Origin of the sequence: Amycolatopsis sp. CA-161197 (genome assembly GCF_050942255.1) — a bacterium.
Lineage (GTDB): Bacteria > Actinomycetota > Actinomycetes > Mycobacteriales > Pseudonocardiaceae > Amycolatopsis.
The window spans coordinates 6,685,445-6,708,274 of the sequence record NZ_CP192059.1; the positions used below are offsets into that span (position 1 = coordinate 6,685,445).

At 72.6% G+C, this 22,830-nt stretch carries 27 protein-coding genes; 16 read left to right on the forward strand and 11 right to left on the reverse strand.

Translation table 11 applies throughout. From position 1 onward, the window contains the following. The first annotated feature begins 30 nt into the window (after positions 1-30). The 6 genes from ACQPXB_RS31275 (at position 31) to ACQPXB_RS31300 (ending at position 4,576) form a co-directional block, all read left to right on the forward strand. Positions 31-681: a response regulator transcription factor gene (locus ACQPXB_RS31275; RefSeq protein ID WP_366582105.1), complete on the forward strand. Its 651-nt coding sequence runs from the start codon at positions 31-33 to the stop codon at positions 679-681. A gap of 71 nt (positions 682-752) precedes the next feature. Continuing rightward, complete coding sequence (locus ACQPXB_RS31280) at positions 753-1,142, forward strand: ATP-binding protein (protein WP_432845417.1); 390 nt, start codon at positions 753-755, stop codon at positions 1,140-1,142. Positions 1,143-1,185: 43 nt separating this feature from the next. Continuing rightward, on the forward strand, positions 1,186-2,613 hold the full coding sequence (locus tag ACQPXB_RS31285; RefSeq protein ID WP_366582107.1) for a PAS domain-containing sensor histidine kinase: 1,428 nt from the start codon (positions 1,186-1,188) through the stop codon (positions 2,611-2,613). Continuing rightward, positions 2,610-2,984, forward strand: coding sequence for a response regulator (locus ACQPXB_RS31290; RefSeq protein WP_366582108.1), 375 nt, complete (start codon positions 2,610-2,612; stop codon positions 2,982-2,984). The genes ACQPXB_RS31285 and ACQPXB_RS31290 overlap by 4 nt, the downstream gene beginning before the upstream one ends. A gap of 183 nt (positions 2,985-3,167) precedes the next feature. Next, positions 3,168-3,587, forward strand: coding sequence for a DUF6292 family protein (locus tag ACQPXB_RS31295; protein ID WP_366582109.1), 420 nt, complete (start codon positions 3,168-3,170; stop codon positions 3,585-3,587). A 62-nt stretch (positions 3,588-3,649) separates the two neighbouring features. Continuing rightward, positions 3,650-4,576: a Ku protein gene (locus tag ACQPXB_RS31300; protein ID WP_432845418.1), complete on the forward strand. Its 927-nt coding sequence runs from the start codon at positions 3,650-3,652 to the stop codon at positions 4,574-4,576. Between the two features lie 15 nt (positions 4,577-4,591). On the opposite strand, the gene ACQPXB_RS31305 is transcribed toward ACQPXB_RS31300, so the two are convergent. Next, positions 4,592-5,419, reverse strand: coding sequence for an alpha/beta fold hydrolase (locus ACQPXB_RS31305; RefSeq protein WP_432845419.1), 828 nt, complete (start codon positions 5,417-5,419; stop codon positions 4,592-4,594). Between the two features lie 63 nt (positions 5,420-5,482). Here ACQPXB_RS31305 and ACQPXB_RS31310 point away from each other — a divergent pair, with 63 nt between their 5' ends. Continuing rightward, positions 5,483-5,938: a hypothetical protein gene (locus tag ACQPXB_RS31310; protein ID WP_432845421.1), complete on the forward strand. Its 456-nt coding sequence runs from the start codon at positions 5,483-5,485 to the stop codon at positions 5,936-5,938. A 111-nt stretch (positions 5,939-6,049) separates the two neighbouring features. Beyond that, positions 6,050-7,021 (forward strand): pirin family protein, encoded by a 972-nt coding sequence (locus tag ACQPXB_RS31315; RefSeq protein WP_366582113.1) that lies wholly within the window; start codon positions 6,050-6,052, stop codon positions 7,019-7,021. On the opposite strand, the gene ACQPXB_RS31320 is transcribed toward ACQPXB_RS31315, so the two are convergent. Together ACQPXB_RS31320 and ACQPXB_RS31325 are read right to left on the reverse strand one after the other, a co-directional pair. Continuing rightward, positions 6,999-8,390, reverse strand: a complete 1,392-nt coding sequence (locus ACQPXB_RS31320; RefSeq protein ID WP_432845422.1) for a pyridoxal phosphate-dependent decarboxylase family protein — start codon at positions 8,388-8,390, stop codon at positions 6,999-7,001. The genes ACQPXB_RS31315 and ACQPXB_RS31320 overlap by 23 nt on opposite strands. A gap of 73 nt (positions 8,391-8,463) precedes the next feature. Further along, positions 8,464-9,369: a phosphatase PAP2 family protein gene (locus ACQPXB_RS31325; protein WP_432845423.1), complete on the reverse strand. Its 906-nt coding sequence runs from the start codon at positions 9,367-9,369 to the stop codon at positions 8,464-8,466. Between the two features lie 111 nt (positions 9,370-9,480). Between ACQPXB_RS31325 and ACQPXB_RS31330 the strand changes: the two genes are divergently transcribed. Genes ACQPXB_RS31330 through ACQPXB_RS31340 form a run of 3 tightly spaced genes read left to right on the forward strand, consistent with a single transcriptional unit; the run spans position 9,481 to position 12,073 of the window. After that, positions 9,481-10,167, forward strand: a complete 687-nt coding sequence (locus ACQPXB_RS31330; RefSeq protein ID WP_386950019.1) for a response regulator — start codon at positions 9,481-9,483, stop codon at positions 10,165-10,167. After that, the gene (locus tag ACQPXB_RS31335) at positions 10,164-11,594 is read left to right on the forward strand and encodes an ATP-binding protein (protein ID WP_432845424.1); all 1,431 of its coding nucleotides are present in this window, start codon (positions 10,164-10,166) and stop codon (positions 11,592-11,594) included. The genes ACQPXB_RS31330 and ACQPXB_RS31335 overlap by 4 nt, the downstream gene beginning before the upstream one ends. Continuing rightward, a complete protein-coding gene (locus ACQPXB_RS31340) occupies positions 11,591-12,073 on the forward strand; it encodes a hypothetical protein (RefSeq protein ID WP_366582118.1) in 483 nt (160 codons plus the stop codon). Before ACQPXB_RS31335 ends, ACQPXB_RS31340 begins: the two co-directional genes overlap by 4 nt. Positions 12,074-12,098: 25 nt before the next feature. Here the strand turns inward: ACQPXB_RS31340 and ACQPXB_RS31345 are convergent, their stop codons facing one another. Further along, entirely contained in the window at positions 12,099-12,680 is a 582-nt protein-coding gene (locus tag ACQPXB_RS31345; protein ID WP_432845425.1) for an NADPH-dependent FMN reductase, read from the reverse strand. 112 nt (positions 12,681-12,792) lie between these two features. On the opposite strand from ACQPXB_RS31345, the gene soxR reads away from it, so the two are divergent. Next, on the forward strand, positions 12,793-13,290 hold the full coding sequence (gene soxR / locus ACQPXB_RS31350) for a redox-sensitive transcriptional activator SoxR (protein WP_366582120.1): 498 nt from the start codon (positions 12,793-12,795) through the stop codon (positions 13,288-13,290). Here the strand turns inward: soxR and ACQPXB_RS31355 are convergent. From ACQPXB_RS31355 to ACQPXB_RS31365, 3 genes are all read right to left on the reverse strand, one after another. Then, positions 13,263-13,769 carry a mycothiol transferase gene (locus ACQPXB_RS31355; RefSeq protein WP_366582121.1) on the reverse strand — a complete coding sequence of 169 codons (507 nt, stop codon included), beginning with the start codon at positions 13,767-13,769 and terminating at the stop codon, positions 13,263-13,265. The two genes, soxR and ACQPXB_RS31355, sit on opposite strands and share 28 nt — an antisense overlap. Before the next feature lie 117 nt (positions 13,770-13,886). Next, the gene (locus tag ACQPXB_RS31360; protein ID WP_432845426.1) at positions 13,887-14,339 is read right to left on the reverse strand and encodes a hypothetical protein; all 453 of its coding nucleotides are present in this window, start codon (positions 14,337-14,339) and stop codon (positions 13,887-13,889) included. A 1-nt stretch (position 14,340) separates the two neighbouring features. Continuing rightward, positions 14,341-14,994 carry a hypothetical protein gene (locus ACQPXB_RS31365; RefSeq protein WP_366582123.1) on the reverse strand — a complete coding sequence of 218 codons (654 nt, stop codon included), beginning with the start codon at positions 14,992-14,994 and terminating at the stop codon, positions 14,341-14,343. A 181-nt stretch (positions 14,995-15,175) separates the two neighbouring features. Between ACQPXB_RS31365 and ACQPXB_RS31370 the strand changes: the two genes are divergently transcribed. Continuing rightward, positions 15,176-15,343, forward strand: a complete 168-nt coding sequence (locus ACQPXB_RS31370; protein WP_366582124.1) for a hypothetical protein — start codon at positions 15,176-15,178, stop codon at positions 15,341-15,343. A gap of 41 nt (positions 15,344-15,384) precedes the next feature. Here ACQPXB_RS31370 and ACQPXB_RS31375 read toward each other — a convergent pair whose 3' ends face one another. After that, complete coding sequence (locus ACQPXB_RS31375; RefSeq protein ID WP_432845427.1) at positions 15,385-15,846, reverse strand: DUF6314 family protein; 462 nt, start codon at positions 15,844-15,846, stop codon at positions 15,385-15,387. 160 nt (positions 15,847-16,006) lie between these two features. Here ACQPXB_RS31375 and recQ point away from each other — a divergent pair, with 160 nt between their 5' ends. Beyond that, a complete protein-coding gene (recQ, locus tag ACQPXB_RS31380; protein WP_432845429.1) occupies positions 16,007-17,842 on the forward strand; it encodes a DNA helicase RecQ in 1,836 nt (611 codons plus the stop codon). A gap of 69 nt (positions 17,843-17,911) precedes the next feature. Here recQ and ACQPXB_RS31385 read toward each other — a convergent pair whose 3' ends face one another. Further along, a complete protein-coding gene (locus tag ACQPXB_RS31385) occupies positions 17,912-18,145 on the reverse strand; it encodes an antitoxin (RefSeq protein ID WP_432845430.1) in 234 nt (77 codons plus the stop codon). Positions 18,146-18,255: 110 nt separating this feature from the next. Between ACQPXB_RS31385 and add the strand changes: the two genes are divergently transcribed. Next, positions 18,256-19,227, forward strand: coding sequence for an adenosine deaminase (gene add, locus ACQPXB_RS31390; protein ID WP_432845431.1), 972 nt, complete (start codon positions 18,256-18,258; stop codon positions 19,225-19,227). On the opposite strand, the gene ACQPXB_RS31395 is transcribed toward add, so the two are convergent. Together ACQPXB_RS31395 and ACQPXB_RS31400 are read right to left on the reverse strand one after the other, a co-directional pair. Then, positions 19,205-20,587 (reverse strand): vWA domain-containing protein, encoded by a 1,383-nt coding sequence (locus ACQPXB_RS31395; protein ID WP_366582128.1) that lies wholly within the window; start codon positions 20,585-20,587, stop codon positions 19,205-19,207. The genes add and ACQPXB_RS31395 overlap by 23 nt on opposite strands. Continuing rightward, on the reverse strand, positions 20,584-21,465 hold the full coding sequence (locus ACQPXB_RS31400; protein WP_432845432.1) for an AAA family ATPase: 882 nt from the start codon (positions 21,463-21,465) through the stop codon (positions 20,584-20,586). Before ACQPXB_RS31400 ends, ACQPXB_RS31395 begins: the two co-directional genes overlap by 4 nt. A 268-nt stretch (positions 21,466-21,733) precedes the next feature. Between ACQPXB_RS31400 and mgrA the strand changes: the two genes are divergently transcribed. Beyond that, positions 21,734-22,762 carry an L-glyceraldehyde 3-phosphate reductase gene (gene mgrA / locus ACQPXB_RS31405; protein WP_432845433.1) on the forward strand — a complete coding sequence of 343 codons (1,029 nt, stop codon included), beginning with the start codon at positions 21,734-21,736 and terminating at the stop codon, positions 22,760-22,762. The last annotated feature ends 68 nt before the right edge of the window (positions 22,763-22,830 follow it).

Here is a 22,830-nt window from a genome sequence, read left to right on the forward strand (position 1 = left end):
AGTCCCCGGCGCCAATGGAAAGGCAGCGACATGCCTGTCGAGCCTCGGTTCGCCGGCCCGGTGCGGGTGCTGCTCGTGGAAGACCACGACATGGTGGCCCAGGCTCTCGAGCTCGCCCTGCAGCGCTCGCCCGCGATTTCCGTGGTCGGGCGCGTCCGCTCGCGCGAAGCCGCGACGACCGACACGGCCCGGCTGAGGCCCGACGTCGTGGTCCTCGACCGGCGCCTGCCCGACGGCGACGCCGTGGCCGCGATCGGGGACCTCGCCGCACTCGGCTCGCAGGTTCTCGTCCTCACCGGCGACGCCACTCCGGCCGTCGCCGCGCGCGTGGCCGAGGCCGGCGGCCGGGGGCTGCTGCTCAAGTCGGCGCCGCTCGACCAGCTGGAGTCGGCCGTGCAGCGCGTGGCCGAAGGCGAGGTCGTGTTCGACGCCGCCCTGCTGCCCGGGGTGCTCGACCGGCTCACCGGCCGCGCCGGCGGCAACGGCTCGGCGCTGACCGCGCGGGAACGCGAGACGCTGCAGCTGCTCGCGGAAGGCGCGAGCACGGAGGAGATCGGCGACCGCCTCGGCGTCACCCGCAACACCACCCGCAACCACGTGCAGCGCGTGCTGGAGAAGCTCGGCGCGCGCTCGAAGCTCGAAGCGGTCGCCTTCGCGCGGCGCGAGGGCCTGCTGGATTGATGCACCTGCGTCAGTGACGCGGTGGTGATCTGCGTCTGCCGCACGGCGGGCGTTTCGCGCAGAGTGGGGACGTGAAGGTCCCTTCGCCCGTCGACGTCGAATGCGTGCTGCCCGAATCGGTGGCCGGTCTTGCGTCGGCGCGCGACTTCACGCGGGCGACCCTGACCGGCTGGGGCTTCGGTGCCGTGGCCGACGACGCCCTCCTGATCGTGACCGAGCTGGCCACCAACGCCGTGCAGCACGGCGAGGGGAAACCCGTGCTGCGGCTCAAGTACGGCGAAGCGGTGGTCCGGCTCGAGGTCGCCGACGACAGCGCCGAGCTGCCCGCGACCCGCGAGTCCGGTCCGGACGGCGGCTGGGGCCTGCGGCTCGTGCAGGAGCTGGCGCTGGCGTGGGGTGTCACACCCGGCGAGTCGGGAAAGGTCGTGTGGTGTGAGCTCGGCCGGGCTCCGCGCGGGTGAACCGGAAGCTGCCCGCGTGAGCCGGATGGGGCAGAGTTGGGGCATGGACGACCCCGCGGTGGACGACCTCGGCCTGCTGGTGCGGGGAGTCCTCGACTACGCGATCTTCATGCTCGACCCGGCCGGCCGCGTCCTGAGCTGGAACGCGGGCGCCGAGCGCATCAAGGGCTACCGGCCCGAGGACATCATCGGCCGGCACTTCTCCGTGTTCTACCCGCCGGAGGAGATCGCCGCGCGCAAGCCCGAGCGGGAGCTGGAAACCGCGCTCGCCGAAGGGCGCCTGGAAGACGAGGGCTGGCGCATCCGCAAGGACGGCACCCGCTTCTGGGCCAACGTCGTCATCACCGCCCTGTTCGACGACGAGGGAAATCACCGCGGCTTCGGCAAGGTCACCCGCGACATGACCGAGCGCCGCACCGCCGAGCAAGCGCTGCGCGAGAGCGAGGAACGCTTCCGCTTGCTGGTGCAGGACGTCTCCGACTACGGCATCTTCATGCTCGACACCGGCGGCCGCATCGTCAGCTGGAACGCCGGCGCCCAGCGCATCAACGGTTATCACGCCGACGAGATCATCGGCCGGCACTTCTCGGTCTTCTACCCCGCCGAGGATATCGCCGCCCGCAAACCCGCGCGCGAGCTCGAAACCGCCCTCGCCGAAGGGCGCCTGGAAGACGAGGGCTGGCGCATCCGCAAGGACGGCACCCGCTTCTGGGCCAACGTCGTCATCACCGCCCTGTTCGACGACGCCGGCAACCACCGCGGCTTCGGCAAGGTCACCCGCGACATGAGCGAACGCCGCGCCGCCGAACAGGCCCTGGTGCAGCGGCGCCGGCTGGTCGGGCACCTCGTCGACGCCCAGGAGGTCGAGCGCCGGCGCATCGCGTGGGACGTGCACGACGACTCGATTCAGTCGATGGTCGCCGTCGGCATGCGGTTGCAGCTGCTGGCCGACCGGCTGCCCGAGGAACACCGCGAAGGGGTGCACGCGCTCGACGAGTCGGTGCGCGCGGCGGTGGGCCGGCTGCGCGCGCTCGTCTCCCGGCTGCGGCCGCCCGACCTGGACCGCCACGGGCTCGTGGTCGCGCTCACCGGTCACCTCGAAGAGGTCCTGCCCGGCTGGGGGCTCCAGTACACGCTGCGCCACGACCTCACGGCCGAACCCACCTCGGAAGCCGCCGTGACGGGATACCGGATCTGCCAGGAAGCGCTCACCAACGTGCACAAGCACGCCCGCGCGTCACGAGTGGAGGTTTCGTTGTCCACAGTGGACAGGGGCACACTCTTCCGCGTGACCGACGACGGGATCGGCACCGCCGTGACCGGCACCGACCCGGGCCGCGACCACTTCGGGCTGATCGAGATGCGCGAACGCGCCGAGTCGGCCCACGGCTGGTGGTCCATGTCCAGCAAGCCCGGCGAAGGGACGAGTGTGGAGTTCTGGCTGCCGAGCGCCCCGGACGAGCAGCGGTGACCGGCCCCCTGCGCGTCGTGATCAGCGACGACGACGACATGATCCGCGACGCCCTGCGCGAAGTGCTCGAGGAGCAGCCCGACATCGAGGTCGTCGGCGTCGGGCGCGACGCGGAAGACGCGATCACGCTCGCCGAGCGCCACCGGCCCGCCGTCGCGGTGCTCGACGTGCGCATGCCCGGCGGTGGCGGGGCCCGCGCCGCGCGCGAGATCGTGACCCGCTGCCCGGGAACGGCGGTGCTCGCGTTCTCCGCCTACTCCGACCACGCGTCCATGGCCTCCATGGAGACCGCGGGTGCCGTCGAGTACCTCACGAAGGGTGTGCCGAACCGCGAGATCGTCGCGGCGGTGCGGCGGCTGGCCGGACGGTAGCCACGCGCTCACGAAGGGTCCCGGTCGCCGGGACCGCGTGCGTCCGATCGGAGCCACTTGCGCGGGATCGCCCGTGTGGCAGGAAATTCACCCGAAAATGGGGTGTGAGGCGACCCGGAACGGGGTAGCCGATGCTCGCCCCACAGGGCGATCCCCTTCCCCGGCGACAGAGAGGGTTGCGTCGTGAGCAGCTTCGTGGATGCGGACCTCGGCGTGGACCACCGCTTCGACCGCGCGTTGCGCGGCTACCTCGCGCGGGTGGCCGCCGCGGTGGGCGTGGGACTGGAGTCCTGCACGGTCGACCTCGACCTGCCCGTCTCGGCCTACATCGCCCTCGACCGGCGGCTGGGCCGCTTCCCCGACCGGGACCTGGCGCTGCTGTGGGACGAGGTGCACGGCTGGTCGGCGGCGATCGAGGCCTCGTGCGGGGAGGACCTGATCGTGCTGGCCTACCTCGACGGTGACGACGTGCTCGCCGAACCCGCCGCCGTCGAGCGCTTCCTGGGGGCGCTGCGCGCGGCCGACCACTCCCTCGGCCGCCCCGACCCGCGCAAGCTGCGCCGCGCGGGCGGGCACGACGAACTGCTGGACCGCCTGGCCTGACGCGGGGTGATGCGTCGGCGCGGGCGAAAGCGGGTAGTCCCCGGTCGGGAAAGGAGTGCGTCATGGCACCGAAACGGCCCGTCTGGAGCGGCTCGCTGACCCTCGGCCTGGTGACGGTGCCGGTGCGGCTCTACAGCGCGATCGAGGACCACACCGTGCACTTCCGCCAGTTCGAGCGCGGCACGAGCGACCGCATCCGCTACCGGCGCGTGAACGAGCGCACCGGCGACGAGGTGGAGCTGGCCGAGATCGTGAAGGGCTACGAGCTCGACGACGGCGACTACGTGCTGGTGGAGCCCGAGGAACTCGACGAGATCGCGCCCGGGCGCAGCAAGTCGCTCGACGTGGAGGCGTTCGCCGACCTCGCCGACATCGACCCGATGTTCTTCGACCGCACCTACTGGCTCGCCCCCGCGGGCTCCGACTACGACAAGCCGTACTCGCTGCTGCTGGCGGCGATGGCGAAGACGGACAAGGCGGGCGTGGCCAAGTTCGTGCTGCGCGGGCGCGAGTACCTGGCGCTGGTGCGGGCCGGCGACGGCGTGATGCTGCTCGACACGTTGCACTTCGCCGCGGACCTGCGGGACCGGGAGAAGTCGCTGCCGGACCTGCCGGAGAAGGCGCCGGCGCGCGGCAAGGAGTTCGACATGGCCGTGAACCTCATCGACGCGCTCACCGAGGACTGGCGGCCCGAGGACTACCGCGACACCTACACCGACCGCGTCCACGAGCTCATCGAGGCCAAGCGCAAGGGCGACAAGGTCACGCCGGCCGCCGAGGCCGCGGAGCCGACGAAGGTGGTCGACCTGTTCGAGGCCCTGCAGCGCAGCGTGAAGAACGGGAAGCGGCGCGGCAAGAAGGACAAGGGGCCGCAGCTCGCGGACCTCACCAAGGCGCAGCTCGACGAGCTGGCCAAGGAACGCGAGATCAAGGGCCGCTCGAAGATGAAGCGCGCGGATCTGGAACGGGCGCTGGAAGAGGCGTCCTGACCGTCGCCTCGGCGTTCACCGGGGTAACGCGAGCAGCCAGTCCAGCGCGGTGGGCAACGCGTTGAGGATCGAGATGTGCCCGTCGCGGGGCCGCAGCCACAGCTCGGCGTCGGGCAGGTGGGCCAGCAGGTGCTGCGCGTGCGACGCGGGAATCACGCGGTCGGCGCCGCCCTGCGCCAGCAGGACCGGCACACGCACCTCGGCGAGTTCGAAGCCCCAGCCCGACGCGTAGGCGACGTCGTCGTCGACCTCACCGTCGTGGCCCGCGCCGCCGGCTTCCCCGGCGTCCGCGCCGAGCGGTCCCCACGCGCCGTCCAGCGCGGCCCAGTCGGTCGCGACGAAGCTCTCCGGGTCGAACTCGTGCGCCAGCGCGTGGGCCATCCGCGCTTCGCGGCCTTCACGCGCGGCGCGCAGCGAGGTCGGGTCGGCCATCCCGGCGAACCAGTCGAACTCCTCGGTGTACGGCGCGACCCCGGCCAGCGCCACGGCCGCGGTGACGCGATCCGGCAGTTGCGCCGCAGCCCCCAGCGCGTGCGACCCGCCGCCCGAAGCCCCGACCACCGCGAAGCGGCCGAGCCCCAGCGCGTCGGCGAGCACGCGCACGTCCTCGGCCGCGGACCCGATGGTGCGGCCCGGCACCACCGTCGACCCGCCGTAGCCGGGGCGGCCGTAGGAGACGACACGGATCCCGCGCGCGTCCGCGGCCTGCAGGACAGGTGCCAGCAGCGCTCCGGTCTGCGGCGTGCCGTGGAACCAGACCACGGTGAGGGTGTCGCCGCGGCCGCTGTCGTGCACGCGCAGCACACGGTCGCCGGCGAGAGTCAGATCATGTGAGGTCCCCATGCGGCGCGACTCTAGCGGCTCGGGTGCGTGAGGGAACGGCGTTCACGGGGTACCTCGCGAGGTATGGACCCAGACGCGCACCCCGACCTCCGGCTCGACGACACCGCGGCCGAGCAGCTGGAACCCGACCGCGCGACGCTCGAAGCCGTCGGCAAGATCACCGAGGCGATGGAGACCGTCGAGATCGCCCGCGGCCGGCTCTACGAGTTCCACCAGCTCAGCGGCTCCGCTGACGAGAAGCTCTCCGACGGCATCGCCATGCTGCGCGCGGCCGGCCACTCCGGCCACGCCGACCGCCTCGCCGAGCACCTGCTGGGCCGCAACGTGCTGCACGGGCGCTGGACGTTCCAGATCGTGGAGGAGTACGACACCACCTACTACCGCGTGTTCCGCGACCACGAGACGCGCGTGCGCGAGCTCACCCGCGGCGTCCGCCACCTCGCCGAGGCCCGGGTGAAGCGCGAGAACCGCACGCCCGGGCTGCCCGGACACGAGGCCACGCCTCACTCCCCCGACTGAGCACGGTCTCGACCCCACTGCCCCTCGAACCCACGCCGCCTCGAAAACGACGCGGCACAAGCCTTCCCGCTAAGGTTTCGGTGAACCGGCCGCGCGAGTGGAGGCACCAGGATGAGCAACGTCGAGACCGAGCCACCCGTGCTGGACTGCGGGGACGACGCGGCCGGCCACGGCGGCGTCGAGGTCCTCGGCGCGCGGGACGTGCCGCTGGGCGGGCCGCGCGCGATGAAGGTGCGCCGCACGCTGCCGCAGCGCAAGCGTTCGCTGGTGGGCGCCTGGTGCTTCGCCGACCACTACGGGCCCGACGACCCGAGGACCACGGGCGGCATGTCCGTCGGCTCGCACCCGCACACCGGGCTGCAGACCGTGAGCTGGCTGTTCGCCGGCGAGATCGAGCACCGCGACAGCCTCGGCTCCCACGCGATGATCCGCCCGGGCGAGCTGAACCTCATGACCGGCGGCCACGGCATCTGCCACTCCGAGGTCTCGACACCGGAGACCACCACGCTGCACGGCGTGCAGCTGTGGGTCGCGCTGCCCGACGCCCACCGCCACGCCGAGCGCGACTTCCAGCACTACGCCCCGCCCGCCACCGACCTCGGCGGCGCCACCGCGCGCGTTTTCCTCGGCACGCTCGCGGGCGAGACGTCGCCGGTCAAGACGTTCACGCCGCTGCTCGGCGCCGAGCTGGTCCTGGAGCCCGGCGCCCACGTCACGCTGGACGTCGACCCCGAGTACGAGCACGGCGTGCTCGTCGACACCGGCGAGGTCGCCTTCGCCGGCTCGGCGCTGCACAGCACCGACCTCGGGTACCTCGGCACCGGCCGCGCCACGCTCGAGCTCGCGAACACCGGCGAAGGCCGCGCTCGCGTGATGCTGCTCGGCGGGCCGCCGTTCGGCGAGGAGATCGTGATGTGGTGGAACTTCGTGGCCCGCACGCACGAGGAGATCGTGGAGTACCGCGAGGCGTGGCAGGCGGAATCGCCGCAGTTCGGCGCGATCCCCGAGGTGCCCGGCGACCCCGCGCGGCTGCCCGCGCCCGTGCTGCCGGGAGTGCGGATCAAGCCGCGCCGGAACCCCTGACCAGCGCGGCGAAGATCCGGTCCACGTCCTCGCGCTCGGTCCGCCAGTTGCTGAACGCGGCCCGCAGCGCGGGCACGCCCGCGTAGACCGTCGGCGTCACGAACGTCTCGCCCCCGGCGGCGACGGCGCGCACCACGGCGTCGATGCGCTCCTGCGTCGGGTCTTCGGCCAGTGTGAAGCACACGACGTTGAGCCGCACCGGCGCGAGCAGCCGCCACTGCGGCGTCTCGGCCAGGCGCTCGCCGAGGTCCCGGGCGTGGGCGACGCAGCGTTCGACGATCTCGCGGTGCCCCGCCCGGCCGTACGCGGCGAGCGTGCACCACGCGGCCAGCGCACGCAGCCGCCGCGACGATTCGGGCGTGCGGTGCACGAAGTCCGGGTTCTCGCCCGGGTGGCCGAGGTAGGCGGCGGAGTTCTGGAACACGCGCACCTGCAGGTCGAGGCGGCGGCTGAACTGGATCGCCGAGTCGTAGGGCACGTTGAGCCACTTGTGCAGGTCGACGCACACCGAGTCGGCCAGCTCCAGCCCGTCGACGAGTCCCGCGTGCTCCGGCGAGAGCGCCGCGAACCCGCCGAACGCCGCGTCGACGTGCAGCCAGAACGGGTACTTCGCCTTGAGCGCGGCGATCGCCCGCAGGTCGTCGAAGTCGACGGTGTTGACCGTGCCGGCGTTGGCGATCACGATCGCGGGCCGCCCGCCCAGCGCGGCGAGCTCCCGCTCGAGTGCCTCGACGTCCACGGCCTCGCGCCCGGGCCGCACGGTCACCGGCCGCAGGGCCGAGCGGCCGAGGCCCAGCACGGACATCGCCTTGAGCGCGCTGGAGTGCGGCGACCCGCTCAGCACCTCGACCGGGCCGAGCGCCACGACCCCGGCGTCGGCGACCGTGACGCCCAGCCGCTCCCCCAGCCACTCGCGCCCGATCGCCAGACCGACCACATTGGACATCGTCGCGCCGGAGACGAACGCGCCGCTGAACTCGGGCCCCAGCCCGAACAGCTTCGCGAGCCAGCCCACCGTCTCGCGTTCGAGGTCCGAAGCCGAGGAATCCAGCGACGACACGGGGTTCTGGTCCGCCGCGGCCGTGAGCCAGTCGCCGGCCACCGCCGCGGGCGTCGCGCCGCCCGTGACGAACCCCAGGTACCGCGGCCCGGCACTCGCGGCGAACCCCGGCGCCCAGCGGCGCCCGAACTCCGCGAGCGCGGCCCGCGCCCCCACGCCGTTCTCCGGCAGCTCCGCGGGTTCGACCGTCCTCGGCGGCACCGCCACCGGACGGTCCGCCACCCCCGCGAGCAGCTCGCCGGCCTGCGCACGCGCGGCGTCGAGCAGCGCGGGCAGGCCGGCGAGGTCTTCGCCCAGCTTCGAGTACACAGCCACCTCCTGCGGCGACCCTAGCCGCGCGCGGCGGCGGCCGTCGCAGGCCAATCCCCGGGAACTGGCCCGCTCAGCGGCTCAGCCGCGTCCGCGCCCGGCCCGGGTCGAAGTTCACCTTGCGCACCGGACCGGCGACCAGCAGCACCAGCGCCACGGCCGACACGCCCGCCAGCACCAGCGCGGCCACGAACTGCGCGGCCTCCGACGTGGCCGAGGCCAGGACCGCGAACCCGGCGAGCACCACGACCGTCGGGCCCGCCGAAGCCACCAGCGTGGCGAGCACCGGGACCCGCCGCCCGTCGGGCCGCCGGGCCGAGACGACCGCCGCGCCGGCGCACACCACTGCGGCCACGAGAAGGCAGCCGCCCACGGTGTCGGAAAGCCGGTGCCAGCCGAGCGCGACGGTCGCCGCGGCGACCCAGGCGACGCCGGGTGAACCCACGGCGAGCACCCAGGTGCGCATCCGGGCGGGCAGCACCACCGCCAGCGCGAACAGCACCGCCGTCGCCGCGCTGACGTGCCCGCTCGGGAAGCTGTTGTGGCTCGCGACCGCGTAGCCGTCGAGGCCGGCGGGCCGGTCGAGCACGTAGATCTTGAGCAGCTGCGCGGCGACCAGCGGGGTCGCCAGCAGCACCAGCGCCGTCACGCCCAGGGCGAACCGGCGCCGCACCAGTGCCAGCACGAGCACCAGCACCGCGACCGCGCCGAGCAGCACCACGAGATCCACGTCACGCAGCGGCGCGGCCCAGTCCACAGTGGACGATCCGGTGGCCTGCGCGCTGTGCACCACGCCGTTCTCCGCCTCCTGGCCCGCCGCCGTGCGCACGAAGAGCAGGTACGCCACGACGAACGCGACCGCGCAGCCCACCGCGCTCGCGACGAGCAGCACGGTGCGCGACGGGGTCCGCACCTCGAGCGCGTGGCGCGGGGAGCCGGACGGGGTGATCGGGGGTGCCTCGGGGAACGTCACTGCCATGGACCCGAGTCTCGGCGCGGGATTTAGTGGTCGCGTCAGTGCCGTGTCATGGTTTTGCTACAAGATCGCCCCGGTTCGCCCCACGCTGCGGTTTTCCGAATAATGGCCGGGGTGGCAGAGGTGTTGGTGGTCGAGGACGACGCGGCCGTACGGGAAGGGCTGCAGCTGGCCCTGCGCAGGCAGGGCCACGCGGTGCACACCGCGGGCTCGGGCGAGGCGGGGCTGGACCAGGTGCGCAAGCACCTGCCCGACATCGTGGTGCTCGACCTGATGCTGCCCGGGATGGACGGGTTCGAGACCTGCCGCCGGATGCGCGCCCTTGGCGAGGTGCCCATCATCATGCTGACCGCGCGCAGCGACGACTTCGACGTGGTCGCGGGCCTGGAGGCCGGCGCCGACGACTACGTGGTGAAACCGGTGGAGCCGCGGGTGCTCGACGCGCGGATCCGCGCGGTGCTGCGCCGCGCGGTCAGCGATCACGACGCGCGCGCGGGCGAGGTCGAGCGCCACGGCGAGCTGGTGATCGACCGCGCCGGCATGCTCGTGACGAAACGGGGCGAGCAGGTGGCGCTCACGCCGACCGAGCTCAAGCTGCTGCTCGAGATCTCCCGCACGCCGGGCCAGGTCTACAGCCGCCAGCAGCTGCTCACCGCGGTGTGGGACCACGACTACCTCGGCGACTCGCGCCTGGTCGACGCCTGCGTGCAGCGGCTGCGGTCCAAGATCGAGGACGTGCCGGCGCGGCCCGACCACGTCCAGACCGTGCGGGGCTTCGGCTACCGGTTCGGCCGCTCGTGAGGGTTCCCCGGCTGCGGCCGTGGCTCTCGGGACTGCGGCCGCGCCTGGTGCTGTCCTTCGCGGCGATGACCCTGGTCGGCGCGGCCGCGGCGGCCGGCGCGAGCTACGTGACGGCGCGCACGACCATCCTGCAGGGTGTGCAGGACCCGGCCATGGTCCAGCTGCGCGACCAGGTCACCGCGTACCTGCCGCAGATGACGCTGCCGCCGGACCAGCGCCAGCTCGACAACCTCGCCGACAATCTCAAGGGCACCACCGTCGCGATCTACGGCGACCTGCGTTCCCGGTCGGGGTTCGATCCGGCCACGCTGCCCGCCGATCTGCGCCAGGAGGTCGCGACCGGCGGCACGATCCAGTTCAAGCGGGTGATCACGGGCGGCACCCCGCTGCTGCTGGTCGGGATGCCCGTGCTGCAGCGCGGCGACAACGGGGTGGCGCACACCGGCGTCGAGGTCTACTCCATGGTGTCGCTGGCCGCCCAGCAGACCGCGATCGACCGGCTGGCCACCCGCGCGTGGCAGACGGCCGCCCTCGCGCTGCCGATCGCCGTCGCGCTGGCGCTGCTGGCCGCCCGGCAGGTGCTGCGCCCGGTGCGCGCGCTGAACACCGCCGCCCGCAAGCTCGGCCACGGGCAGCTCGACGTCCGCCTGCGCGCCAAGGGCTCCGACGAGCTGGCCCAGCTCGTGACCACGTTCAACAGCACCGCGGCCGAGCTGGAGCGCACCGTCGGCACGCTGCGGGAGATGGAGGCCGACGCGCGCCGCTTCGTCGCCGACGTCTCCCACGAGCTGCGCACCCCGCTCGCCGCGATGAACGCGGTCACCGACGTGCTCGACGAGGACGCCGAGCAGCTGCCCGCCGACACCGCCGTCGCCGCGCGCCTGGTCTCGGCCGAGACCCGCCGGCTGACCCGGCTCGTGCAGGACCTGGTGGAGATCTCCCGCTTCGACGCCGGGCGCGCCGAGCTGCGGCTGGAGGAGTGGGACGTCGCGCAGGGCGTGACCGACAGCCTCGCCGCCCGCGGCTGGACGGCCGCCGACGGGATCGTCACCGACCTGCCGGCCGGCGTCGTCGCGACGGTCGACCCGCGCCGGCTCGACATCGTCGTCGCGAACCTCGTCGGCAACGCCCTGCGCCACGGCGAGCCGCCGGTCGAGGTGCACCTGGCCGCCGACGCCCACACCGTGACACTGGAGGTCACCGACCACGGTCCCGGCATCCCCGAGGCCGTGCTGCCGCACGTGTTCGACCGCTTCACCAAGGCCGACTCCGCGCGGGCGCGCTCGGAGGGCAGCGGGCTCGGCCTGTCCATCGCGCGCGAGAACGCCCGGCTGCACGGCGGCGACGTCGAGGCCGCCGACACCGGTTCCGGCGCGCGGTTCACCCTGTGGCTGCCCCGCCACCCCCGGCCCGGAGAGGCGCGATGAAGAAGCTCGTGGCCGCACTCGCCGTGCTCCTGCTCGTGAGCGCGTGCGGCATCCAGCCCACCGTCGTCGTGCCCGCCGGCCCCGCCCCGACCGCGCTGGGCCCCAGCGCCCGCGCCAACCAGCTCACGCTGTACTTCCTGGTCGACGGCCAGCTGACGCCCGTCGTGCGCAGCTGGGGCAGCCCGGTCACGCCGGAGCTGGCGGTGAACGAGCTGTTCCAGGGCCCGACCCCGGCCGAGCAGAAGAGCGGCTACTACTCGCTGCTGTTCCCCGGCGACGGCCAGGTCTCCATCGACACCACCAGCGTGCCGCCGACGGTGACCATCCCGTTCGCGATCAAGCCGCTCTACCTCGGCGTGGACCAAGTGGTCTGCACCACGGTCGCCGCGATGTCGGCGGCGGGGCTGCCCGTGGACCTGCGCGGCGTTTCGGTGGTCACGCCCGATTCGCGGATCGGCCCGGCGCTCTGCACCTTCTGAGCCCTGTCTTCCCGAGCCCCTGTCTTCAGACGGGGTATGCCCGCGAGGCCCGCGCGTCGGCCAGCGAACGCGCCCACCACTCCAGCTGGTCGAGCAGCTGCTTCACCGCCGCACCGGTGGTTTCGGCGTCGGTGGGGCTGCCGGACTCGTCGAATCTTCCGTGGGCGCCGTGGAAGCTCACCGTGTCGCGGATGGTCACGGCGTGCAGCTCGGCGAAGACCGGACGCAGGTGCTCCACCGCGCGCAGGCCGCCGGAAAGCCCGCCGTACGCCACGAAAGCGACGGGTTTGGCCTGCCACTCGGAGCGGAACCAGTCGACGGCGTTCTTGAGCGAGGCCGGGTAGCTGTGGTTGTACTCCGGCGTGATGACCACGAACGCGTCGGCCGCGGCGAGCCGGGCCGCCAGGCGCCCCACCTCCGGCGCGGGCTCGGACCCGAACGCCGGAAACGCCAGTGGCAGGGCCGGATCGGCGCAGTCGACCACGTCCACCTCGAACCCGCCGTGCGCGGCGGCCTCGCCGGTGAACCAGTTCGCGACCGTCGGCGCGAACCGTCCTTCCCGGAATCTGCCGACGATCACGGCAACCCGGACGGGAACTTCCGACACGATGGTCCTCCTCGAATCCCCGTGCGGGACCGGGTGTCCCGCACGGGAACCGAGTCTGGAACTTCAAGCTCCCTTGAAGTCAACCCGTCCGCGCGCCTCTATCCTCGCTGCCATGACCAAGACCGAGCTGCCCGAGCTGACCGTGGGCGAGCTGGCGCACCGCACGGGGGTGCCCGCGTCGGCCCTGCGCTTCTACGAGGACGAGAAGCTGATCCGCAGCCGGCGCACGGCGGGCAACCAGCGCCGCTACCGCCGCGACACGTTGCGGCGCGTCACGTTCATCCGGATGTCGCAGCGGGTGGGCATGCCGTTGTCGCAGATCCGCGAGGTTCTCGCGCTGCTGCCGGACGACCGCACCCCGACCCGCACCGACTGGGCGCGCATCTCCCACTGCTGGCGCGAGGACCTCGACGAGCGCATCCGGCAGCTGGAGCAGCTGCGCGACCAGCTCACCGACTGCATCGGCTGCGGCTGCATGTCGCTCACCAAGTGCCGGCTCGCGAACCCCGGCGACCGCCTCGGCCGCGAGGGTCCCGGGCCGCGAAGGCTTCCGGACCATCGCGGGGACGGCTACGCGGACCCTCAGCCCAGCACGAGACCGCGCACGTAGGCGGCCTGCCCGGCGTGCTGCAGGTCGTCGGAGAGCACGCTGACCAGCCGCACGCCCAGCGTCACCGGCGGGTCCCAGCCCTCGTCGACGACGGCGTCGAGCGCCTTGCCGTCGAGGCCGCCGACCCACGCCACGGTCTGCTCGTGCACGGCGTCGTAGTAGCCGGTCAGCAGCTTGGGGTCGTCCACCTGCACGGCCGCGACGTCGTCGCTGCTGTGCGCGTACCCCGTGTCGGCAGGCGGGAAGGGCAGGCCGAAGCGGCGGTGCCAGTCCTGCGCCGTCCAGATCTGCTCGGTGCCCGCGACGTCGGCCACGTGGTCGTCCTGCACCCGCGTGAGGTGCCAGACCAGCCAGGCGATCGAGTTGGCGCCCGGCCCGGGCCGCGCGACGAGCTGGTCGCCGGTCAGGCCGTCGACCGACTGGTGCACGACCTCCTGGATCCGGCCGAAGCCGTCCACGAGCAGATCGGCCACGTTCATCCGTAGTCCTCCTCGGTTCGTTCCTGCCTGCTACCCCGATCATGCCGCACGCAAACCGCCGCGCCACCACCGAATTCCGGCGGTCGGGCGCGGCGGCGGGCCGAGCCGGCGGCCCTGTTACGTGCCGAGCAGCTGGTCGAAGAACGAGCGGTAGCGGCGCAGCGCGATCCGCAGGTCCTCCGTGGCGGGCTCGCCGTCGCGCCACTGCGCTTCCAGCTCACCCTTGTGCTCGGCGAAGGTCTCGGCTAGCGAGCTGATCACGGAGGCGACGAGCTCGTCGGCGTCGCGCACCGCGCGGCGCGGGTCGTCGACGAAGCCGGTCTGCACTTCCTGCCAGCGGTGGCGGAAGCGGTCGACGTCGCCGCCTTCGAACAGCGGCGGGGCGCCATCGGTGCGGGCGCCTCGGTCCGCGGTGTTCCGGTCCGCGCCACGATCTTGCGCTTCTCGCACCTCGGTGTCCACATCGGACACTTCACGGGAGCGGGTGTCCCGGCGTTCCTCAGTTCGGGGCTGTTCGGCCGCACCCGCCAGGTCAGCGGTGCTCAGTCCCCGGGTCTCCTGGCCGGTCATGTCAGCGTTCTCCGTTCCGCTCGTGGGCGCCGCGGTGGTTGCCGCCGCGCGCGGCGGTGTGCTCGCGGCGGCGCTCGACGGTGTCGTCGTCGGTGCGCGTGTCGCCACGGCTTTCGGCACCGGTGTCGTCGGTCAGCAGGTCCTCGAACACGGTGCGGTAGTGGACCATCGCCGAGCGCAGTTCCTCTGTGGACAGTGCCGTCTCCGCGTGGCGGCGATGCGTCTCGTGCGCCGCGCGGTAGTGCTCCAGCGTGCGCGAGTGGCGCACGGACAGATCGGAAAGCTGCTGGTCGTAGCCCTCGGTCGGGTAGCCGCGCTCGGACATCACGGCCACGAGCAGGTCGTCGGCCTCGTCGAGCGCACCCGCGGGCTGGTCCACGAACTTCTCCTGGATCAGCGACCAGTGCTGGGCGTAGCGCTCGCGTGCCGACGCCGAGAGCGGCCGGATGTCGAGGTCCCGGTGGCGGCGTTCGCGTTCGGCCAGCTCCCGTTGTGCCGCACGCGGATTGTCGCTCTCCTCCACCGCGCGCGAGTATTCCGGACCGAACTGCTGCTGCAGTCGTTTCCGCTGCCGTTCCCGGACGACGAGCCAGGCCACGGCACCGATCACCACGACGGCGGCCACCACGATCACGACGATGAGCCAAGTGGGCATCGCACGAACTCCTTCACGGATTTTGTCGAGCCCCCCGTCCCGGTCGGATGCCCGCCGCTGCCCAGGCGAAACGCGGATACCGCCGATGAACGGCGTTTTCGGCCGAGTGGCCCTGCCCGTACCCCCGGATGCGGTACGGTTCGGACATCAGGGCGAAACCCGGCAGACGGGAGGACGGCACGTGGACACCACCGTGCGGCTCGCCTCCGGCGCGCTCCGGGTCGTGCCGGCCTTCGGCACCATCGCCGGCGTCCCCGTGCCCGGCTGGGCCGGCACGCTGCTGGCCGTGGTGTGCATCGTCGCGGCGCTCGCGGTCCTGCTGCTGATCGTGCGCAACCGGCGCCGCTGAGCCGTTCCCGGCGGTTCAGCCGAGGTGGTTGCCGACCTCGATCAGGTTTCCGTCCGGGTCGCGGAAGTGGGCGCGCGGGTGAAGCGGGTGGTGATCACGTGGTCCTTGGCCGGGCCGGCGACCACCCACTCCTGGCTCCAGTGGTCGGCGTCGAGCACGCGGTACTCGCCGCGGTAGAGGTCGTCGCGGCACGGGTGGTCGGTGCGCCACCGGCCGGTGGCCAGGTCGAGGTCGTGGAAGAAGCCGCCGTGGTCGAAGTGCACTGCGGCGCGGGCGCCGTCGGGGTGGTAGAGCAGGGTGCGGCTCACCGGGCCGGTGTAGCCGGGCAGCCGCAGCTCGCCGGTCTCGTGGTAGACGAGGACGCCTTCCCGGGTGCTGTCCCGGGTGAACGTCGCGGCGCCGGTGACCTCGCCCATTGGCTCGCCGTCGGCGGCCACGATGTCGCGCGAGAGCCGCCAGGTGCCGGTGAAGTGCGCGGCGAGGTCGGTGATCGCGAAGTCCACCCCGCCATTCTGCGCCCGCCCGTACGACGTGACGCGGCGGCGGGGTGGGGATCACACACAGCGTGACTTCCGTGGCGCGAGCGGGACACTCGTGCCGGAAACGCGCCGAGGCGCCCGGGGTGGCACCGCGGTGTCGGTCCCGGCGCCTAGAATCGGCCGGGTGGCTCACCCCGACCAGGCCCAGCGCTCCCCCGCCCTCGAAACCCTGCAGCGTGTGTTCGGTTACGACGCGTTCCGCGGCGATCAGGCGGACATCGTCGAAACCGTGATCTCCGGCGGAGACGCGCTGGTGCTGATGCCCACCGGCGGCGGGAAATCGCTGTGCTACCAGATCCCTTCGCTCGTGCGGCCCGGCGTCGGCGTGGTGATCTCGCCGCTGATCGCGTTGATGCAGGACCAGGTCGACGCGTTGCGCAACCTCGGCGTGCGCGCGGGATTCCTCAACTCCACACAGGATTTCGGCGAGCGCCAGCGCGTGGAGGAGGCGTTCGTCGCGGGTGAGCTCGACCTGCTCTACCTGGCGCCGGAACGCCTTTCGGTCGAGTCGACCGTGCGGCTGCTCGACCGGGGGAAGATCGCGCTGTTCGCGATCGACGAGGCGCACTGCGTGTCGCAGTGGGGCCACGACTTCCGGCCCGACTACCTGATGCTGTCGTCGCTGCACGAGCGCTGGCCGGACGTGCCGCGCATCGCGCTCACCGCCACGGCGACCGAGGCCACGCACAAGGAGATCTCCGCGCGGCTCAACCTCGACGGCGCGCGCCACTTCGTCGCGAGCTTCGACCGGCCGAACATCCAGTACCGCATCGTCGGCAAGAACTCGCCGCAGAAGCAGCTGCTGGAGCTGCTGCGCACCGAGCACAAGGGCGACGCGGGGATCGTCTACTGCCTTTCGCGCGCGTCGGTGGAGAAGACGGCGGAGTTCCTGGTGCAGAACGGAATCCGCGCGGTGCCATACCACGCGGGGCTCGACAAGCGCACCCGCGCGGACAACCAGTCGCGATTCCTGCGCGAGGACGGGCTCGTGGTCGTGGCCACGATCGCGTTCGGGATGGGTATCGACAAGCCGGACGTGCGGTTCGTCGCGCACCTGGACCTGCCGAAGTCCGTGGAGGGCTACTACCAGGAGACGGGCCGCGCGGGCCGCGACGGGCTGCCGTCCACGGCGTGGCTCGCCTACGGGCTGCAGGACGTGATGCAGCAGCGCAAGATGATCGAGAACGGCGAGGGCGACGAGGCCCACCGCCGCCGGCAGGCCGCGCACCTCAACGCGATGCTGGCGCTGTGCGAGACCGTCGAATGCCGCCGCACGCAGATCCTCGCCTACTTCGGCCAGACCGGCGAGCCCTGCGGCAACTGCGACACCTGCCTCGCCCCGCCCGAACGCTTCGACGGCACCATCCCCGCCCAGAAGCTGCTCTCCACCGTCGTGCGCCTGCGCAACGAACGCCGCCAGAAGTTCGGCGCCGGCCAGATCATCGACATCCTGCTCGGCAAGACGACCCCGAAGGTCACCCAGTTCCAGCACGACACGCTCAAGGTCTTCGGCATCGGCACCGAACTGCGCGAACAGGAGTGGCGGGCCGTCGTCCGGCAGCTCCTGGCGCAGAACCTCCTCGCCGTGGAAGGGGACTACGGCTCCCTCGTCCTTACCGACGGCAGCACGTCCGTGCTCAACGGCTCACGCACGGTGTCCCTGCGCCGCGAACCCGAACGCCCGGCCCGCGCCGCCCGCACCTCCCGCCGCAGCACCGCCGCGGCCGTGGAAATGGCCGCGGAGGCCGCGCCCCTGTTCGAACGCCTCCGTGCCTGGCGCGCCGCCACGGCGAAGGACCAGGGCGTCCCCGCCTACGTCATCTTCCACGACGCCACGCTCCGCCAGATCGCCGCCGAACGCCCCGGCTCCCTCTCCGCCCTGGGCACCGTCAGCGGCGTCGGCGAGGCCAAACTGGCGAAGTACGGTGAGGGCGTGCTGGCCGCGCTGGCGGAGGAGTAGGCGCGGCACCCGGCGCAGGCACCCCGATCTCCGTTCGCCGCGACGGGCGGGATCGAGGTGCCCTCGAGGTCAGTGGCTCGGCTTCGGTTTCGTCGCGTCGGAGACCTTCTGGGTCACGCCGTTGATCTTCGCGTGGTACTTGCCCTTGGTCTTCTGGTCGACGAACTGCGCGGCCTTGCCCACGGCCTGGTTGACCTTCTCCGGGTTCTTCTTCGCGTACGACGTGACGGCACCGGCCGCACCGGCCAGGACGGCGAGTCGTTTGAGCATTGCCATGGAGTCCTCCCGCGGGTTTCTCGTCATCCCCTCAACGCTGCGATGAGTACCCGGAGTTCCCCCGATTCGAACATTCCGGACCGGGGCCCGCGGAAATCCCCGCGACCCGCGGCGGCTGACCAGGCATGATCGGCCCCATGCGAGATCTCGCGGCGCTGCCGAAGGCGCACCTGCACGTCCACCTCGAGAGCACCGTGCGGCCGGCGACGCTGCGTGAGCTGGCCGACGCGAACGAGGTGCCGCTGCCCGGTGAGACGCGGAAGTTCACCGGGTTCCGCGACTTCGCCGACTACAACTCCCTCATCCGCGCCTGCCTGCGCAGGCCGGAGGACTTCGAGCGCGTCGCCCGGGAGTTCTGCGTGGACGAAGCCGTGCAGGGGACGCGCTACGCCGAGGTGACGTTCACGGCCGCGTCGCACGGGGAACGGCTGGGGGACCCGGAGATGCCGCTCGCGTCCGTCCTCAAAGGACTGTCCGGAGGAGAGCTCGAGACCCGGGTGATTCTCGACCACTCGCGCCGCCGGTCCGTCGAACGCGCCGAGCACACCCTGCGGCTCGCCCTCGCCCACGACCGGGTCGTCGGCCTCGGCATGGCCGGCGAGGAGCGCCACTCGCTCGTCCCGTTCGCCGGTGTCTTCGCGAAGGCGCGCGAAGCCGGGCTCCACCTCGTGCACCACGCGGGCGAGGACGCGGGGCCCGAGAGCATCCGCGAAGCCCTCGACGTCGGCCGCACCGAGCGCCTGGGCCACGGCATCCGCGTCCTCGACGACCCCGAGCTGGTGGCCGAGGTCCGCGACCGCGGGATCGCGCTGGAGGTGTGCCCGACGTCCAACGTCGTCCTCGGCCTGGTGCCGAGCCTCGCGAAGCACCCACTTCCCCACCTGGTCGACGCCGGCCTCGCCGTCACGCTGAACACCGACGTCCCCTCGGTCACCCACACCACGCTGACCGACGAGTTCACCGCCGCGCGCGACACGTTCGGCTACGACGACACCGCACTGGCCGCGCTGGCCGAAGCCGCCGTCACGGCGTCGTTCGCCCCGGAGGAGACGAAAACCGCGCTGCGCAAGGAGATCGCCGCGTGGCTCACACCGGCAGCAGGCGCGTGACCAGCGTGCTCAGCTGTTGCACGTTGCGGCACTCGTGCATTTCCACGAGCTCCGCATACGCCAGCGCCGCCGAGTCGCCGGTGGACCACAGGGCGCGACGCTCGGGGTTGAGCCAGTAGACGTGCCGCGCGCGATCGCGGATGGCGCGGACGGCGTCGAGGTTGGGGTCGCCGCCGTTGGTGCGCGCGTCGCCGAGGATGAGCACCGACGTGCGCGGGCCGACGGCGTCGAGCCACTTGCCGGTGAACCCGCGCAGGGCGCCGCCGTAGTCGCTGTGGCCGTCCCACCGCACCACGGCGGCCTCTTCGAGGATGCGCGCACCGAGGTGCTCGGGGTCGGCGACGCCCGCGGTGACCAGGTGCGTGACCTCGTCGGTGCTGTCCACGAACGCGAACACGCGCACCTTGCTGAACTGGTCGCGCAGCGCCTGGACCAGCAGCATCGTGAAGTTCGCGAATCCCGCGACCGAACCCGACAGGTCGCACAGCAGCACGATCTCGGGCCGGCCGGGCCGCCGGTGCCGGAACGCCGGACGCACCGGCACGCCACCCGTCGACAACGACCGCCGCAGCGTGCGCCGCAGGTCGATCTGCCCGCGCGTGGTGCGCTTGCGGCGCGCGGCGAGCCGGGTCGCGAGCTTGCGCGACAACGGCTGCACGGCCCGGCGCAGCTCGGCCAGCTGCGCGCGGCTGGCGATCAGGAAGTCCACGCGGTCCGCGGCCGGCGCGATCGCGTGCTTGGCCACGCGGTCGCGCCCCCGCACCTCGGCCGCGCGCCGGCGGGCCTCCGTGCGGACGTTCCCGCGGAAGTCCTCGACCCGGCGGCGGACCTCGTCCCGGGTGAGCCGGTCGGTGAACTCACCGCCTTCGTCGGAGCCGCCGCCCGCGGCCCGGATCGCGGCGAGCACGCGCACGATCAGCGTCTGCGGCTGCAGCCGGTCGAGCGTCTGGTGCGCGGAGAACCCGCCGCCGGCGCCGGAACCCGCGCCGTACCCGCCGAGCATCTCCACGGCGACGCCCGCGAGCTGCGCCAGCGCCTGCTGGTCGCCCTCGGCCAGCGCGGCCGCCACGGCCTCCCTCAGCTGTTCGAGGTCCCGCGGCCGGTCTTCGCGCGCCAGCTCGGGCACGCCGACACCGGCCGGGAAGTACAGGTCGAACGCGGCGTCGAACACCGCCCGCTGGCCGCCGCGGCGCACGAGCGCGGCGGCGAGCCCCTCGCGCACGAGCTCGCGGTCGTCGAAACCGAGCACCTCCAGCGCGGCCCCCGCGTCGACGGTCTCGGCCGGGCCCGCCGGGATGCCCTGCGCCCGCAGCGCCTGCACGAACGCCGTGAGCCGCTCAGTGACGCCGGGCGCGCTCAAGACGCGTCCAGCACCTGGTCGAGCTTGAGGCCCGCACCGGCCTTGGTGATGTCGTCCTGGTGCTTGAGCACCACGCCGAGGCTCTCGCGCACGATCTGCTCGTCGAGCGTGCCGGCGCCGAGCTCCAGCAGCGTCCGCGCCCAGTCGATGGTCTCGGCGACCGACGGCAGCTTGCGCAGGTCCATGGCGCGCAGCGCGGCGATCACGCGGACCACGGAGTCGGCCAGCGCCGCGTCGATGCCGGGCACGCGCAGCTTCACGATCCGCAGCTCGAGCTCCGGGTCGGGGAAGTCGATGTGCAGGAACAGGCAGCGCCGCCGCAGCGCCTCGGACAGCTCGCGCGTCGCGTTGGACGTGAGCACCACGAACGGGTCGCGGGTGGCGGTGATCGTGCCCAGCTCGGGCACGGTGACCTGGAAGTCGCCGAGCACCTCCAGCAGCAGGCCCTCCACCTCGACGTCGGCCTTGTCGGTCTCGTCGACCAGCAGCACGGTGGACTCGGTGCCGGAGATGGCCTGCAGCAGCGGGCGGCGCAGCAGGAACTCTTCACCGAAGATGTCGGTGCGCGCGTCCTCCCACGTCTCGTCGCGCCCGGCGGTGATGCGCAGCAGCTGCTTGGCGTGGTTCCACTCGTAGAGCGCGCGGGCCTCGTCGATGCCCTCGTAGCACTGCAGCCGCACGAGCTGCGAACCGCTGACCGTGGCGACGGCCTTGGCCAGCTCCGTCTTCCCCACGCCGGCCGGGCCCTCCACGAGCAGGGGCTTGCCCAGCCGGTCGGCGAGGAACACGGTGGTCGCCACCGCCGTCGAGGCGAGGTAACCGACCTCGGCCAGCTGCGCCGACACGTCGTCGACGGACGAGAAGAACCCGGTGCCCACGTGACCTCCTAAGCGGATGCTCACCTGGCACTGTACTGGCCGGGGCTCGGTCCGTCTCCACGATCCGCGCGAGTGTGCGGTTGAGTTCCGCCACGGTCTCCTCCCCCGGCTGTTCGGCCGGGCGCCTCGGCACGGTGTTTTCAGAGCTCGTCCGCGGCCGTGCGCGCGCTGGACCGAGCGGGGGGCGCGGCTGTCCGTTCCACGCCCGCCGCCTGAGGCTGTGCGGCGAAGGAGCCGCCCGGCTCGTCGCGAGCTAGCATCTGGCCACGTGACCTACGTTGCGGCGACCAGCCGATACGACTCGATCCCCTACCGGCGCTGCGGGCGCAGCGGACTGAAGCTGCCCGCCATCTCCCTGGGCCTGTGGCACAACTTCGGCCACGACCGGCCGCTGCAGGTCCAGCGCGACATCCTGCGCCGCGCCTTCGACCTCGGCATCACGCACTTCGACCTGGCCAACAACTACGGCCCGCCCTACGGCTCGGCCGAGTCGAACTTCGGCCGGATCCTCGCCACGGACTTCAAGCCCTACCGCGACGAGCTCGTGATCTCGACCAAGGCCGGCTACGACATGTGGCCGGGCCCGTACGGCGACTGGGCCTCGCGCAAGTACCTGCTGGCCTCGCTCGACCAGTCACTCGGCCGCATGGGCCTGGACTACGTCGACATCTTCTACTCCCACCGCTTCGACCCGGAGACGCCGCTGGAGGAGACCGTCGGGGCGCTCGACCGCGCCGTGCGCTCGGGCAAGGCGCTCTACGTCGGCATCTCCTCCTACAACTCCGAGCGCACCGCCGAGGCCGCGCGCCTGCTGCGCGAGCTGGGCACGCCGCTGCTGATCCACCAGCCCTCGTACTCCATGTTCAACCGCTGGACCGAGGACGACCACCTGCTCGACACGCTCGAGGAGGCCGGCGCCGGCTGCATCGCGTTCTCGCCGCTCGCGCAGGGCCTGCTCACCGACCGCTATCTCGGCGGCGTGCCCGCCGACTCGCGCGCGGCGCAGGGCAAGTCGCTCGACCCGAACACGATCACCGAGGACCGGCTCGCGAAGATCCGCGGCCTCGGTGAAATCGCCGCGCGCCGCGGCCAGTCGCTCGCGCAGCTCGCCCTGGCCTGGGCCCTGCGCGACCCGCGCATGACGTCGCTGCTGATCGGCGCGAGCAGCGTCAAGCAGCTGGAAGACAACGTCGCCGCGCTCGGCAACCTCGACTTCACCGCCGAGGAGCTGGCCGAGATCGACCGGTACGCGACCGAGTCGGACATCAACCTCTGGAAGCAGTCCAGCGACGCCTGACGTCGCAGGTGGCCGGTGGCGTTCGCGTCACCGGCCACCGGGTCACCGGCTACTGTGGACGGTCAGGG

Bases quoted from the DNA above. Each gene is read 5' to 3' on its own strand.
- ACQPXB_RS31275 (WP_366582105.1), top strand. From the start codon at position 31: ATGCCTGTCGAGCCTCGGTTCGCCGGCCCGGTGCGGGTGCTGCTCGTG.
- ACQPXB_RS31285 (WP_366582107.1), top strand. From the start codon at position 1,186: ATGGACGACCCCGCGGTGGACGACCTCGGCCTGCTGGTGCGGGGAGTC.
- ACQPXB_RS31300 (WP_432845418.1), top strand. From the start codon at position 3,650: ATGGCACCGAAACGGCCCGTCTGGAGCGGCTCGCTGACCCTCGGCCTG.
- ACQPXB_RS31305 (WP_432845419.1), bottom strand. From the start codon at position 5,419: ATGGGGACCTCACATGATCTGACTCTCGCCGGCGACCGTGTGCTGCGC.
- ACQPXB_RS31310 (WP_432845421.1), top strand. From the start codon at position 5,483: ATGGACCCAGACGCGCACCCCGACCTCCGGCTCGACGACACCGCGGCC.
- ACQPXB_RS31315 (WP_366582113.1), top strand. From the start codon at position 6,050: ATGAGCAACGTCGAGACCGAGCCACCCGTGCTGGACTGCGGGGACGAC.
- ACQPXB_RS31325 (WP_432845423.1), bottom strand. From the start codon at position 9,369: ATGGCAGTGACGTTCCCCGAGGCACCCCCGATCACCCCGTCCGGCTCC.
- ACQPXB_RS31340 (WP_366582118.1), top strand. From the start codon at position 11,591: ATGAAGAAGCTCGTGGCCGCACTCGCCGTGCTCCTGCTCGTGAGCGCG.
- soxR (WP_366582120.1), top strand. From the start codon at position 12,793: ATGACCAAGACCGAGCTGCCCGAGCTGACCGTGGGCGAGCTGGCGCAC.
- ACQPXB_RS31355 (WP_366582121.1), bottom strand. From the start codon at position 13,769: ATGAACGTGGCCGATCTGCTCGTGGACGGCTTCGGCCGGATCCAGGAG.
- ACQPXB_RS31360 (WP_432845426.1), bottom strand. From the start codon at position 14,339: ATGACCGGCCAGGAGACCCGGGGACTGAGCACCGCTGACCTGGCGGGT.
- ACQPXB_RS31365 (WP_366582123.1), bottom strand. From the start codon at position 14,994: ATGCCCACTTGGCTCATCGTCGTGATCGTGGTGGCCGCCGTCGTGGTG.
- ACQPXB_RS31385 (WP_432845430.1), bottom strand. From the start codon at position 18,145: ATGACGAGAAACCCGCGGGAGGACTCCATGGCAATGCTCAAACGACTC.
- add (WP_432845431.1), top strand. From the start codon at position 18,256: ATGCGAGATCTCGCGGCGCTGCCGAAGGCGCACCTGCACGTCCACCTC.